We start from the raw sequence: 14,438 nt of genomic DNA, 5'->3' as shown, positions 1-14,438 counted from the left end.
CGGAGGAGTATTACTACTTTAGAGGGAGGGGTTATTGCTTCGTATCAAATCAGAGGCATAAAAAAAGCGCCCTGAGGCGCTTTTTTGTCTTAGAGCAAATAATTAGCCGATGAACTGCTGGCCTTTCATGTAAGGGCGCAGCACTTCCGGGATCTCAATGCGTCCGTCAGCCTGCTGGTAGTTTTCCAGCACAGCAACCAGCGTACGGCCTACTGCCAGACCGGAACCGTTCAGGGTATGAACCAGACGGGTTTTCTTGTCAGATTTGCTGCGGCAACGCGCCTGCATACGACGCGCCTGGAAATCCCAGACGTTGGAGCAGGAGGAGATTTCACGGTAGGTGTTCTGCGCGGGCACCCAGACTTCAAGGTCGAAGGTTTTGCAGGCACCGAAGCCCATGTCGCCGGTGCACAGCGCCATACGGCGGTACGGCAGGCCCAGCAGCTCCAGCACTTTCTCAGCATGACCGGTCATCTCTTCCAGCGCGTCCATAGACTCTTCCGGACGAACGATCTGCACCATCTCAACTTTATCGAACTGGTGCATACGGATCAGACCGCGCGTATCGCGACCGTAAGAACCGGCTTCAGAACGGAAACATGGAGAGTGCGCGGTCAGTTTGATTGGCAGATCGTCTTCGTCGATGATCTCATCACGCACGAGGTTGGTCAGCGGCACTTCCGCGGTTGGGATCAGTGCGTAGTTGCTGCTGTCTGCTTCCTCGTCCAGCGGACGTGTGTGGAACAGATCGCCGGCAAATTTCGGCAACTGGCCGGTACCGTACAGCGTATCGTGGTTAACCAGATACGGAACGTAGGTTTCGCTGTAGCCGTGCTGCTCGGTGTGCAGATCCAGCATGAACTGCGCCAGAGCGCGGTGCAGATGGGCAATTTGACCTTTCATGACCACAAAGCGAGAACCCGTCAGCTTAACCGCAGCCGCAAAGTCCAGGCCCGCATGCATTTCGCCCAGCGTGACGTGATCGCGCACCTCGAAGTCAAACTCGCGAGGCGTGCCCCAGCGTTTCACTTCAACGTTGTCGTTTTCGTCTTTGCCGACAGGCACGCTGTCGTCAGGAATGTTCGGGATCGCCAGAGCGATATCACGAATTTCAGCCTGAAGAACATCCAGTTCAGCTTTCGCCTGATCCAGCTCTTCACCCAGTTTGTTCACTTCCAGGCGTAATGGCTCAATATCTTCCCCGCGCGCTTTCGCCTGGCCAATGGATTTCGATCGAGAATTACGCTCTGCTTGCAGATTTTCAGTTTGTACCTGCAAAACTTTACGACGCTCTTCAAGAGCGCGCAGCTTATCTACATCCAGCTTAAAGCCCCGGCGTGCCAGTTTTTCAGCGACTGCGTCTGGCTCATTACGCAGCAGATTGGGATCGAGCATGCTTATCCTGTGCTTATCGAATTAAAAAAGGAAAAAGTGACCACAGCCTGCGGCCACAGAGATATATTGCCAACATTACCGCAACGATTGAACTAACGGTAGCGTTTTATAGGGCTATTTTGATCCTGTCCGGCAAGCCAGGCGAGCTTTTCGCCAATCTTACCCTCAAGACCTCTGTTTGTGGGGTGATAATAGCGGGTTTGTGCCATCTCCTGCGGGAAATACTCCTCGCCGGCGGCGTAGGCATTGGGTTCATCATGGGCGTAGCGATACTCCTGCCCATACCCCATCTCTTTCATCAATTTAGTTGGCGCATTGCGCAGATGAACCGGCACATCGTAGTCCGGACGTTCACGTGCATCTGACATCGCCGCTTTGAAGGCGGTATACACCGCGTTACTTTTCGGCGCGCAGGCCAGATAGACAATTGCCTGCGCAATGGCACGCTCACCTTCCGCGGGTCCGACGCGGGTAAAGCAGTCCCAGGCGGAAATAGCGACCTGCATGGCGCGTGGATCGGCATTACCGACATCTTCTGATGCGATGGCCAGGCAGCGACGCGCGACATATAATGGATCGCCACCGGCGGTAATGATACGTGCGTACCAGTAGAGCGCCGCATCCGGGGCGCTGCCGCGCACGGACTTATGTAATGCAGAGATCAGGTCGTAAAAACGATCGCCTTTATTATCGAAGCGTGCGCTCCGCTCACCGGCTATTTCGGTCAGTAGCTCCTGCTTTAGCACCCGCTTTCCGGCATCATCCACTTCGGCCATATCGGCCATCATTTCCAACGTATTCAGCGCCCGACGGGCATCGCCGTTGACCAGTTCAGCGATCGCACGACGCGTGTCGTCCGGCAGAACGATATCCTGTCCGCCGTAACCCCGCGCTTTGTCCTCCATCGCCTGGGTCAGAACCTTTTCGATATCCTCTGTGGTCAGGGATTTAAGCAGGTAAACGCGGGCGCGGGAAAGGAGCGCAGAGTTCAGCTCAAACGACGGGTTTTCCGTGGTTGCGCCGATGAAGAAAATCGTGCCGTCTTCAATGTGCGGCAGAAACGCATCCTGTTGGCTCTTGTTGAAGCGGTGGACTTCATCGACAAACAGAATGGTGCGGCGCCCGGCATTACGGTTTTGCCGCGCGCGCTCGATCGCCTCACGAATCTCCTTCACGCCGGAGGTAACCGCCGAGATGCGCTCAACGTCCGCGTTAGCATAGCGGGCGATCACTTCAGCGAGGGTTGTTTTGCCGGTGCCGGGTGGCCCCCAGAGGATCATGGAGTGCAGATGCCCCGCCTCAATAGCGCGCGGCAAGGGTTTCCCCGCAGCCAGCAGGTGTTGCTGGCCGATGTACTGCGCTAAATTTTCTGGCCGCATACGGGCGGCCAGAGGTTGAAACGCATTATCTGAAAAATCGAGCGACAGGTTGCTCACTCATGCCTCTTACTTATTACGTTGGTCGTCCACCGTTACGCCCTGCGGCGGGGTAAAGGTGAATTTCGAAGCATCTACGGCGCCGTTTTGCTGAGACTTGAGCTGATAGCTACTGCGCTGATCGTCCTGCTCAACCGCACCGAACTGATTAATGGTACCGTTGCTGCTCACGTTAATGGTGAACTGCTTCAGGTTACCGTTGCTGCCTTTTGGTGTCAGGACGAACTCATCACCGTTTTGTTTAATGTTGTACTGCTGCCAGTCGCTGGACTGGTTACGGGCAATGAGCATAAACGGCGTATTGCTGGTCGCGTCTTTCAGCCAGGTGGCGGTCGCCTGCTCAACAAACGGGTTGTAGAACCATAAGGTTTTCCCGTCGGACACCAGCACGCTTTCATCCGGCTGGGTCATGTGCCAGTTGAAGAGATTCGGGCGTTTCACCCACAAATCCCCCTGACCTTCCTGCACCGCGTTGCCACTGCCGTCAGTCACTTTTTGCGTGAAGCTGGCGTGGAAGCTGCTCACTTTATCCAGTCGGCTTTTAAGGTCGCTGGCTGCATCAGCCCAGACGCTGCTGGCAACAAAACTGGAGAGTAATGCACAGGCGATGGCGATTTTTTTCATTGTTATTCCTTAAAATACGTCTTCCCGATATGGGGGTTCCGTTTCTATTCTGGACCTGCCCGAAGGCAGGCGACAGAAGAATATGCTTAATTTTTGCTGATTTACCTTTCTTTGCAATCGCTGAAGGTTAATCAAACGGCGGTGGCGCCAGCACCTCACGGTTACCGTTATGCCCCTGTTCGCTCACAATACCCTGGGCTTCCATCTGCTCGATAATACGCGCCGCGCGGTTGTAGCCAATACGGAACTGGCGCTGGACGCCGGAGATGGACGCCTTACGTTTTTCGGTAACGAAATTAACCGCCTGGTCAAATAACGGATCCAGCTCTTCGCCGCCGTCAAAACCACCGCCGCCACCTTCGCTTTCACTGTCGGAGGTGATGCCGTCAACGTATTGCGGCCGACCGCGCGCTTTCCAGTCCTGCACCACCGCATGCACTTCCTGGTCGCGAACAAACGCACCGTGTACGCGCACCGGCGAGGTGGAGTTCGGGCCGGAATAGAGCATATCACCCATACCCAGCAGCGACTCTGCACCGCCCTGGTCAAGGATAGTACGCGAGTCAATTTTACTCGACACGGTAAACGCGATACGGGTCGGGATGTTTGCCTTAATAAGACCGGTGATAACGTCTACGGACGGACGCTGCGTCGCCAGCACCAGGTGGATGCCCGCCGCACGCGCTTTCTGTGCCAGACGCGCAATCAGCTCTTCCACTTTCTTGCCAACGGTCATCATCAGGTCGGCGAACTCATCCACCAGCACCACGATGTAAGGCAGTTTTTCCAGCACCGGATGCTGGGTATCCATGCTGTCCCCCGGCTTCCAGTATGGGTCCGGAATCGGACGGCCCATACGTGCCGCCTCAGCGATTTTCTCGTTATAACCGGCCAGGTTACGCACGCCCAGCGCAGACATCAGCTTGTAGCGACGCTCCATTTCATTGACGCTCCAGCGCAATGCGTTGGCGGCGTCCTTCATGTCGGTCACTACTTCCGTTAACAGGTGCGGAATGCCTTCGTAGACGGACAGTTCAAGCATTTTCGGGTCGATCATGATGAAACGCACATCTTCAGGCTGCGCTTTGTAGAGCATACTGAGGATCATGGCGTTCACCCCGACCGATTTACCGGACCCGGTGGTACCCGCAACCAGCAGGTGCGGCATCTTCGCGAGATCGGCAACCACCGGATCGCCAGCGATATCTTTACCCAACACCACGGTCAGAGGGGACGGGTTGTCGCGGAATTTGGTGTTATCCAGAACTTCACGCAGATAAACGGTCTGGCGTTTCTTGTTTGGCAGCTCAAGGCCAACGTAAGGCTTACCTGGGATCACTTCCACCACGCGTACCGCCACGGTCGACAGAGAACGCGCCAGGTCACGGGACAGGTTAGAAATACGCGCCGCTTTTACGCCTGGCGCCAGGTTCAGTTCGAAACGGGTGATTACCGGGCCAGGTGAGTAGTTCACCACGTCCGCTTTAATACGGAAGTCAGCCAGACGCGCTTCCACCAGACGGGCCATCTGCTCAAGGGCAAAAGTATCCACCGGTTCGACTTCCGCTGGCGGCGGCGTTAACAGATCCAGCGACGGCAACGGCGTACTTGGTCGTTGCAGCGGACGGCTGTCTCCGTTACGCATCAGCAGCGGGTGAATCAGGCTTTCCTGCGGCTGTGGTGCTGGCTGCTGGAACTGCGGCTGCGGCTGCGGCGGTTGGGCCGGCGGTGTATGCGGCTGCGCATAAGCCTGCGGCGCTGGCTGTTGTGGCTGCGCATTAACCTGCGGCGCTGGCGCCTGGCGCACCGGTTCCGCTTCTGGCATCACGCTCGGCGTGAACAGCGGTTCGCTCGGGCCGTCATCCACCAGATCTTTCATCGGAGAAAATTCAAAATCCGAGAGCGAGAACGGGTTTGCCCCCGAAGGCTGCTCACCGGAATAACGTTGCTGTTGCGTGGCCGCAAACTGACGCGCTAATTCCGCTTCGGCAGCATCATCTTCATCCTGCTGAGAATGAACATCGTGTTGGTACTCATTCCCGTAGCGTTGAGTCTGCTGGGCGGCAAACTGACGCGCCAGCTCATCCTGATGCAGTTCGTCGGCATCATCTTCGTAGTCGGACTCACGGGCTTTTTCTTCCGCCATACGCTGGGAAGGCAGTTTAATGCCATAAGAGGCCAGCTCCCGGCGCGTCGGTACGCGCACGCGATTAGGACGCGGCAATTGTGGACCAATGCCCTCTTTTACCTGAGGACGCGGCGCACCATCGGTTGCCGGGCTGAATAGCGGAGCGGACGCGGCAGCGGCAGCGGCTGCCGTTGCCTGCTTCACGGTTTCCGCTCTCGACGCAACGGCTGGCGCTGGGTCTACAGGTGCAACGCTCGCAGAAGGCGCTTTTACAACAGGCTCCTGCACCGGCTCAGGCACGGGCTGATACCAGGCGGCAAGCTGCTCGCGCTCTCGGGCACGGCGCTCTTCCACCTCTTCAAAATAGTACAATGGCGGACGGGATGGCTTCGCTTCCTCCACCATTTCGGGTTCAGACACCGGCGCAACGTATGGCTGTTCAGGCTCAGCAGGTTCGGGCGTATAGGCCTGATACGGCTGTTGCGGCTCGCTGGCAGGCTCAGGCGGCTGATACGGTTGCTGCCACTGTTCCTGCTGCACAGGAATATAGCTTTCAGGCTCCGGCGCAATGGTCGGTTCAGGCGTATGGACGCCTGGCGCAGTCTGCCAGTCCACCTGCGGTTGCTGGATCGCGGACTCCGGTGCCGGAACAGGCGAGGACGGCATCACGGCTTCAACAGGCGCAACATGGGCCTGCGCAGCCGTCGTTGCGGCAGCAGCAGCGGCTACCGGTTCAGTCACGGAATGACCATGCAACAGCGGATCGTATTCGTCATACTCACCCGGCGTAGCTCGATGACCAGAGAACAACACATCATCAGGATCGACGGCCGCGCCGCGATACTCAATCTGCTCCTCTTCATCCATACGTTTGCCGGAGAAAAGCGCGGCATCCGTTTTACGGCCTAACGGGTTAGCGAATTTTTCAGCAACACGCTGGCGGCGCGCCAGAGCACCGCGCAGAATACGGGCACGGCGGGATTCACGACGCTGCACGGGTGCCTCGTCTTCCTCTTCGTACTCATCTTCATATTCATCTTCATCGACCCACGTATCGTCACGACGGGTGCGATTGCTGGCAAACGTCAGCAGAGTCAGAATAAAGCTGCCGATTTTTTCGGCAATGCTCACCCAGGACCAGCCGGTAAACAGCGTCAGGCCCGCTGCCCAGATACAAAGCAGCGCCAGCGTGCCGCCGCTGCTGTGAAGCATCGGTTGCAGCGCGGAGCTCAACAGGCTGCCAATCACCCCGCCGGAGGCGAAGTACCAGATGTCATCGGCGTTGATCGCCGCCAGTCCGCAGGAGGTGAGGATCAGCGCCAGGGCGCCAATCAGGCGCAGCGAAACGGCAAAATAATCGATGTAGTCGTCGTTCTGTCGATGACGCCAGGCAAACCAGCATCCGCCAATAATTATGACGGGAAGGGTATAGGCCATCACACCGAAAATGAAGAAGAGTGTGTCCGCAAGCCAGGCGCCGGGAACGCCACCTAAATTATGGATAGGCTCATGCCATGCGGTTTGCGACCAGCTGGGGTCTGAGGGGTTGAAACTGAGTAAGGCAGCCATCAGCCAGACGGCAAAAAGGGCAATAACAATCAGTAACGCCTCAAGGAGACGACGTCCGCTGCTTAGCTTAGATAATGTGACTTCTTTGTCTTCAGTGTATTCCTGGCTCAAGAAAGGCTCTCCAGGTATCAGGCATGTCCTGCCTGTGTGCTAAAACGGACAACAGCGCCGGGACTCCCCGGCACTGTTGCTGTATGGATTAACAGGAGTGTAATCAAACTACACTGATTTTGCACCTGTTCCGTGTTAGCGCGTCTTAATAACCAGACGATTGCTCTGTTTGACCTCTTCCATCACCACATAAGTACGGGTGTCGTTCACGCCTGGCAGACGCAACAGGGTTTCACCCAGCAGCTTACGGTAGGCGGACATATCAGGCACACGGGTTTTCAACAGGTAGTCAAAATCACCGGAAACCAGATGGCACTCTTGAATTTCTTCAAGTTTTTGTACAGCGGCGTTAAATTGCTCAAACACATCTGGTGCACCACGATTCAGAGTAATCTCAACAAATACCAGAAGTGAGGCATCCAGATAATGCGGGTTCAGCAGAGCCGTATAGCCCTGAATAAAACCCTGTCTTTCCAGTCGACGCACACGCTCAAGGCACGGCGTCGGGGAAAGTCCCACACGTTTTGAAAGCTCGACGTTGGAAATACGCCCATCCTTTTGCAATTCATTAAGAATGTTACGATCGATACGGTCGAGATCTTTGCCAGGGCGCTTCTTGCTATCTACCATTATTATTGTCTCTCTGTATTCCTTCCCTACTCCTGCCTGGACCCTGTGCACATCACTGTTCAGAGCCTGGACCCGTTATTCATCACATCGCCTGGTTATGTATTAGACGCGATGTAGATTCGGGTTCTGCGGTAAGAAGACCGTTGCCCGAAAGCAGTCACAGACATCACGTATGGCGTCTGTCCACACCATGCGTAGATTTCACTGACCCGGTAAAAATGGCATTTCCGTGCATGTCTATGCGGCATGCAGTTCGTGCGTCTTTTTTTCTTCCTTGAATGTTTTCGCAAAAGCGCAGGGGATTGTCAAAGCAAAACATCGATTTTTAGTACAACATGCCGGATATTCATTACGGAGGGGTATTAATCCTCATTTTATTGCCTTATAAACGCGCGGTTTTCAGTAGCAGAAGTGATGTGACCGCCTCTGACCCATAGGGCGCGTCTATTGCATATATCGGAAGCAAAACTCTCCTGCTCTTTTTTTACGGCAACAAATTCCCTACAATCCAGCCCATTGCCTGCCAACAACAATGGGGATCTCATGGGCACGACCAAACACAGTAAGCTGCTAATCCTTGGTTCTGGACCTGCGGGATATACCGCAGCGGTCTATGCTGCACGCGCTAACCTGCAACCGGTACTGATCACCGGGATGGAAAAAGGCGGTCAGCTGACCACCACCACGGAAGTGGAAAACTGGCCTGGCGACCCGAACGACCTGACCGGGCCGCTGCTGATGGAGCGCATGCACGAGCATGCCGCCAAATTCGAAACCGAAATCCTGTTCGACCACATCAATAAAGTGGATTTGCAGAACCGTCCGTTCCGCCTGACGGGTGACAGCGGCGAATACACCTGCGATGCGCTGATCATCGCCACCGGCGCCTCTGCCCGCTATCTCGGCCTGCCGTCTGAAGAAGCGTTCAAAGGCCGCGGCGTGTCAGCCTGCGCGACCTGCGACGGTTTCTTCTATCGCAACCAGAAAGTTGCGGTTATCGGCGGCGGCAACACCGCTGTGGAAGAAGCGCTGTATCTGGCAAATATTGCCTCAGAAGTACACCTGATTCACCGTCGCGACACCTTCCGCGCGGAGAAGATCCTGATTAAACGCCTGATGGACAAAGTGGCGAGCGGCAACATTGTGCTGCATACCAACCGTACGCTGGAAGAAGTGACTGGCGATCAGATGGGCGTGGCGGGACTGCGTATCCGTGATACCCAGAACACCGATAACGTCGAAACGCTGGAAGTGGCGGGCCTGTTTGTGGCAATCGGCCACAGCCCGAACACCGCTATCTTCGAAGGCCAGCTGGAGCTGGAGAACGGCTACATCAAAGTGCAGTCTGGCATTCACGGCAACGCCACCCAGACCAGCGTTCCGGGTGTCTTCGCAGCTGGCGACGTGATGGACCATATTTATCGTCAGGCGATCACCTCTGCGGGCACCGGCTGTATGGCCGCGCTGGACGCAGAACGCTATCTGGACGGACTGGCTGAACAAGGTAAATAATCTTTACAAGTCAGTAACAAACGTAAATAAAGGCGGCCACTGGTCGCCTTTATTTTTGCTCGCGTGTAACATGCAGAGGTCTAATTTCTTATAACGTCACCTGCAAAGTACGCAATGGAAAAAACCCGTCAACAAGAGTTAACCCGCTGGCTGAAACAGCAAAGCGTCCTGTCCCGCCGCTGGCTTATGATTTCCCGCGTTCTGGGATTCATCAGCGGTCTGTTGATTGTTGCCCAGGCATGGCTGCTGGCCCGCATTCTCAACCATATGATCATGGAGAACATCCCGCGCGAAGCGCTGCTGTTGCCGTTTATCGTTCTGGTGCTGGTTTTCGTTCTGCGTGCGTGGGTGGTCTGGCTGCGCGAGCGGGTTGGATTCCATGCCGGGCAGCACATTCGCTATGAGATCCGCCGCAAGGTGCTCGACCGGCTTTCGGAAGCCGGACCTGCGTGGATCCAGGGCAAACCGGCTGGTAGCTGGGCGACGCTGATCCTTGAGCAAATCGACGATATGCACGATTACTACGCGCGTTATCTTCCGCAGATGGCGCTGGCAGTATTTGTGCCCCTGATGATTGTTATCGCCATCTTCCCTGTTAACTGGGTGGCGGCGTTGATCCTGCTGGGCACCGCCCCGCTCATCCCGCTGTTTATGGCGATGGTCGGCATGGGCGCGGCAGATGCTAACCGTCGTAACTTCCTGGCGCTGGGTCGGTTGAGCGGTCATTTCCTGGACCGTCTGCGCGGAATGGAAACCCTGCGGATCTTCGGTCGTGGTGAAGCGGAAACCGAAAACATTCGCCTGGCGTCGCAGGATTTCCGTCAGCGCACCATGGAAGTGTTGCGCATGGCCTTTCTCTCTTCTGGCGTGCTCGAATTTTTCACCTCCCTGTCGATTGCGCTGGTGGCGGTTTACTTTGGCTTCTCCTACCTCGGCGCGCTGGACTTTGGCCACTACGGTACGGCGGTCACGCTTTCCGCCGGGTTCCTGGCGCTGATCCTGGCACCGGAATTTTTCCAGCCGCTTCGCGATCTCGGCACCTTTTACCATGCCAAAGCGCAGGCGGTGGGTGCTGCCGACAGCCTGAAAACCTTCATGGAAACGCCGCTGGCGAATCCGGAGCGTGGTGAGGTAACGCTGAATACGAACGATCCGGTGACCATTGAAGCACAGGATTTTTCTGTTCTGTCGCCTGAAGGCAAAGTGCTGGCCGGTCCGCTGAACTTTACCCTGCCTGCCGGGCAACGTGTGGTGCTGGTGGGTACCAGCGGCTCAGGTAAAAGCTCATTGTTGAATGCTCTGTCAGGTTTTATGGCGTACACCGGATCGCTGCGTATCAACAAAACGGAGCTGCGCGAGCTCGATCCTGATGCCTGGCGTAAACAGCTGAGTTGGGTGGGGCAAAACCCTCAGCTGCCAGCTCCGACGCTGCGCGAGAATGTGCTGCTGGCACGCCCGGATGCGCGTGAAGATGAGCTGCAATCGGTCCTCGACCGCGCCTGGGTCAGCGAGTTTCTGCCGCTGCTTGCGCAGGGTGTCGATACCGTCATTGGCGATCAGTCTGCCGGGCTGTCAGTTGGCCAGGCACAGCGCGTCGCGGTCGCCCGTGCGCTGCTGAATCCCTCTTCGCTAATGCTGCTGGACGAACCTGCGGCCAGCCTGGACGCTCACAGCGAGCAGCGCGTGATGGATGCGCTTAACGTAGCCTCACGCCAGCAAACCACCCTGATGGTGACTCACCAGCTGGAAGGTATTGCCGACTGGGATCAGATCTGGGTGATGGAAAACGGACACATTGTTGAACAAGGCGATTACGCCGCGCTTGTTGCCGCGCAGGGGCCGTTTGCGACCCTGCTGGCGAACCGTCAGGAGGATATCTGATGCGCGCCCTGCTTCCGTATCTTGCACTGTATAAACGCCACAAATGGATGCTGACGCTCGGGATCGTGCTGGCGATCGTCACTCTGCTGGCCAGCATCGGTCTGCTTACGCTTTCCGGCTGGTTCCTCTCCGCATCTGCGGCCGCAGGCTTTGCCGGGCTGTACAGCTTTAACTACATGCTGCCTGCCGCCGGGGTGCGCGGCACGGCGATTACGCGAACTGCCGGACGCTACTTCGAACGTCTGGTCAGCCACGACGCGACCTTCCGCGTGCTGCAACACCTGCGTATTTACACCTTCAGCAAACTGCTGCCCCTCTCCCCTGCCGGGCTGGCACGTTTTCGACAGGGCGAATTACTCAACCGCGTGGTCGCAGATGTGGATACGCTGGATCACCTCTATCTGCGCGTCATTTCACCTATGGTGGGCGCGTTTGTAGTGATTGTCGTGGTCACGCTGGGGTTGAGTTTCCTGGATGTTCCCATCGCACTGACGCTCGGCGGCATCATGCTGATGACGCTGATTATTCTGCCGCCCCTGTTTTATCGTGCAGGTAAAACCACCGGGGAAAACCTGACGCGCCTGCGAGGGGAATATCGCCAGCAGCTCACCGCCTGGTTGCAGGGACAGGCCGAGCTCACCCTTTTTGGTGCCAGCAAACGGTACCGCGCCCGCATGGAAAATACGGAGCTGAACTGGCATGAAGCCCAGCGGCGCCAGTCTGAACTGACCGCGTTCTCCCAGGCGCTGATGATGTTAATTGGTGGGATTGCCGTTATCGCCATGCTCTGGATGGCCTCCGGTGGCGTGGGCGGTAACGCGCAGCCTGGCCCGCTGATTGCGCTGTTTGTTTTCTGTGCCCTGGCAGCCTTTGAAGCCTTAGCCCCGGTCACGGGCGCCTTTCAGCATCTCGGCCAGGTGATTGCCTCTGCGCTGCGCATTACGGATATTGCCGAGCAGGAGCCGGAAGTGAAGTTCAGCGCGGGTCAAATCGCTGTGCCAGAGCAGGTCGCGCTGACGCTCAGCAATGTCACTTTCGCCTACGACAAGCAGGCGCAAAACGCGCTGGAAGACATCACCCTTTCTGTTGATGCCGGGCAGCGCATTGCGATCCTTGGCCGTACGGGATGTGGGAAATCGACACTTCTGCAACTTCTCACGCGCGCGTGGGACCCACAGCAGGGCGAGATTCGGTTTAACGACGTTCCGCTGTCTGGTTTTAGCGAAGCGGCCTTGCGTAAAACGGTCAGCGTCGTGCCCCAGCGGGTGCATCTGTTCAGCGCTACGCTGCGCGATAATCTTCTTCTGGCGGCACCAGACGCCTCCGACGATACGCTGCGGGCAATGCTGGAGCAGGTTGGGCTGCACAAGCTGCTTGAAGACGACGGGTTGAACAGCTGGCTGGGTGAAGGGGGTCGACAGCTTTCCGGCGGCGAACTGCGTCGTCTGGCCATTGCGCGTGCGCTGCTGCACGATGCGCCGCTGATGCTGCTGGATGAACCGACAGAAGGACTGGATGCCACGACAGAGAGCCAAATCCTTGATTTACTGGCGAATGTGATGAAAGGTAAAACCGTGCTGATGGTCACGCACCGTCTGCGCGGGCTGGTGAATTTCGATCAGATAATTGTGATGGACAACGGACACATAATTGAGCAAGGTAGTCACGCAGAGCTGCTGGCAAAACAAGGTCGCTACTACCAGTTTAAACAGCGCCTGTAGACTATATTTGTAGCGTCCTCTCTCGCGTACTGGAGTTCTGTTGTCATGCGCCTGGTGCAGCTTTCTCGCCATAATATTGCGTTCCCTTCTCCGGAGGGGGCGCTGCGTGAACCTAACGGCTTGCTGGCTCTGGGCGGCGATCTCAGCCCGGCACGGCTCTTAATGGCTTACCAGCGCGGCATCTTTCCGTGGTTTTCACCTGGCGACCCGATCTTATGGTGGTCTCCTGACCCGCGAGCCGTACTGTGGCCTGGGCAGTTTCACCTGAGCCGCAGCATGAAGCGTTTTCATGCAAAATCACCCTTTCGCGTCACGCTTAATCACGCCTTCGGCCAGGTTATCGAAGGCTGCGCTGAAGATCGTCACGAAGGCACCTGGATAACCCGCGATATCATTATCGCCTATCACCAGCTTCATGAGCTGGGTTACGCGCATTCGATCGAAGTGTGGAGCGGCGACGACCTCGTCGGGGGCATGTACGGCGTGGCGCAGGGTACGCTGTTCTGCGGCGAGTCGATGTTCTCCCGCACCACGAATGCGTCGAAAACCGCGCTGCTGGTTTTTAGCCAGGAATTTGCCCGACGTGGAGGACAGTTAATGGATTGTCAGGTGCTGAATGAGCACACCGCCTCGCTCGGCGCCGTTGAAATCTCCCGCCGACACTATATCGAACACCTGGAACAGTGCCGAAAGGAGACCCTACCACGCGATTTTTGGGTTCCCAGAACGCTCTTTATACCCAATGCCTAAATGTTTTCCGCATATTTTTTATGAGGGTGTTATAATTACGCCGCAGAGTAGCTTCTGCCTGTTGCCCCGCCGCCGTTTGGGACCCTCGCTTCAGATAACGTCCTTACGTTTATCCTGTCGTCTCCCCTTTACGAATGCGCTTTCCGTTCGGTTGTACCGTGACGCTTGGGCAATACGCTGAGACTGTTTTGCTGCGTTTTAAACGCGCAATTCTTTACTTAATTGAGGAATTTCGGCATTATCTTGCCGGTTCAAAACTTGGTAGTGATACCCCAGAGGATTAGATGGCCAAAGAAGACAATATTGAAATGCAGGGTACCGTACTTGATACGTTGCCTAATACCATGTTTCGCGTAGAACTGGAAAACGGTCACGTGGTAACTGCGCACATCTCCGGTAAAATGCGCAAAAACTATATCCGCATTTTGACGGGCGACAAAGTGACTGTTGAGCTGACCCCGTACGACCTGAGCAAAGGCCGCATTGTCTTCCGTAGTCGCTAATTGTTTTCGCCTGTAATGGCAGATGAATATTTAAAAGGTCGGGACAATCCCGGCCTTTTTTATTTATGGCTTTAGTGTGGCTGTTCAGGAAGAGGTATTTTAGTGCGTTCTGATGCCTTCACCCTGACCCTCTCCCACAGGGAGAGGGAGAAAAGCGGACACAAAAAAGCCGGGTTAA

At 56.2% G+C, this 14,438-nt stretch carries 10 protein-coding genes; 5 read left to right on the top strand and 5 right to left on the bottom strand.

The genetic code is table 11. The annotated features are described in order from the left end of the window. Window positions 1-102: 102 nt before the first annotated feature. From serS to lrp, 5 genes are all read right to left on the bottom strand, one after another. Window positions 103-1,395: a serine--tRNA ligase gene (gene serS, locus IMQ56_RS04285; RefSeq protein WP_003858266.1), complete on the bottom strand. Its 1,293-nt coding sequence runs from the start codon at window positions 1,393-1,395 to the stop codon at window positions 103-105. A 92-nt stretch (window positions 1,396-1,487) separates the two neighbouring features. After that, window positions 1,488-2,831 (bottom strand): replication-associated recombination protein RarA, encoded by a 1,344-nt coding sequence (gene rarA, locus IMQ56_RS04280; RefSeq protein ID WP_006809396.1) that lies wholly within the window; start codon window positions 2,829-2,831, stop codon window positions 1,488-1,490. Window positions 2,832-2,840: 9 nt separating this feature from the next. Next, window positions 2,841-3,455 carry an outer membrane lipoprotein chaperone LolA gene (gene lolA, locus IMQ56_RS04275; RefSeq protein ID WP_003858270.1) on the bottom strand — a complete coding sequence of 205 codons (615 nt, stop codon included), beginning with the start codon at window positions 3,453-3,455 and terminating at the stop codon, window positions 2,841-2,843. A 127-nt stretch (window positions 3,456-3,582) separates the two neighbouring features. After that, window positions 3,583-7,263, bottom strand: coding sequence for a DNA translocase FtsK 4TM domain-containing protein (locus tag IMQ56_RS04270; RefSeq protein WP_196063690.1), 3,681 nt, complete (start codon window positions 7,261-7,263; stop codon window positions 3,583-3,585). Window positions 7,264-7,398: 135 nt separating this feature from the next. After that, the gene (gene lrp, locus IMQ56_RS04265) at window positions 7,399-7,893 is read right to left on the bottom strand and encodes a leucine-responsive transcriptional regulator Lrp (RefSeq protein WP_000228469.1); all 495 of its coding nucleotides are present in this window, start codon (window positions 7,891-7,893) and stop codon (window positions 7,399-7,401) included. 543 nt (window positions 7,894-8,436) lie between these two features. Between lrp and trxB the strand changes: the two genes are divergently transcribed. The 5 genes from trxB (at window position 8,437) to infA (ending at window position 14,260) form a co-directional block, all read left to right on the top strand. Next, window positions 8,437-9,405 (top strand): thioredoxin-disulfide reductase, encoded by a 969-nt coding sequence (gene trxB, locus IMQ56_RS04260; protein WP_003858303.1) that lies wholly within the window; start codon window positions 8,437-8,439, stop codon window positions 9,403-9,405. A gap of 114 nt (window positions 9,406-9,519) precedes the next feature. Further along, window positions 9,520-11,286, top strand: a complete 1,767-nt coding sequence (gene cydD, locus IMQ56_RS04255; protein WP_196063691.1) for a cysteine/glutathione ABC transporter permease/ATP-binding protein CydD — start codon at window positions 9,520-9,522, stop codon at window positions 11,284-11,286. Continuing rightward, entirely contained in the window at window positions 11,286-13,007 is a 1,722-nt protein-coding gene (cydC, locus tag IMQ56_RS04250; protein WP_040117449.1) for a cysteine/glutathione ABC transporter ATP-binding protein/permease CydC, read from the top strand. Before cydD ends, cydC begins: the two co-directional genes overlap by 1 nt. A 45-nt stretch (window positions 13,008-13,052) precedes the next feature. Further along, a complete protein-coding gene (aat, locus tag IMQ56_RS04245) occupies window positions 13,053-13,757 on the top strand; it encodes a leucyl/phenylalanyl-tRNA--protein transferase (RefSeq protein WP_045334218.1) in 705 nt (234 codons plus the stop codon). A gap of 284 nt (window positions 13,758-14,041) precedes the next feature. Next, on the top strand, window positions 14,042-14,260 hold the full coding sequence (infA, locus tag IMQ56_RS04240) for a translation initiation factor IF-1 (RefSeq protein WP_002211347.1): 219 nt from the start codon (window positions 14,042-14,044) through the stop codon (window positions 14,258-14,260). Window positions 14,261-14,438: the final 178 nt, after the last annotated feature.

It is taken from the genome of Enterobacter sp. Res13-Sevr-PEC09-46, from assembly GCF_015672585.1.
GTDB lineage: Bacteria > Pseudomonadota > Gammaproteobacteria > Enterobacterales > Enterobacteriaceae > Enterobacter > Enterobacter hormaechei_C.
This window is presented reverse-complemented; position numbering and strand designations above follow the sequence as displayed.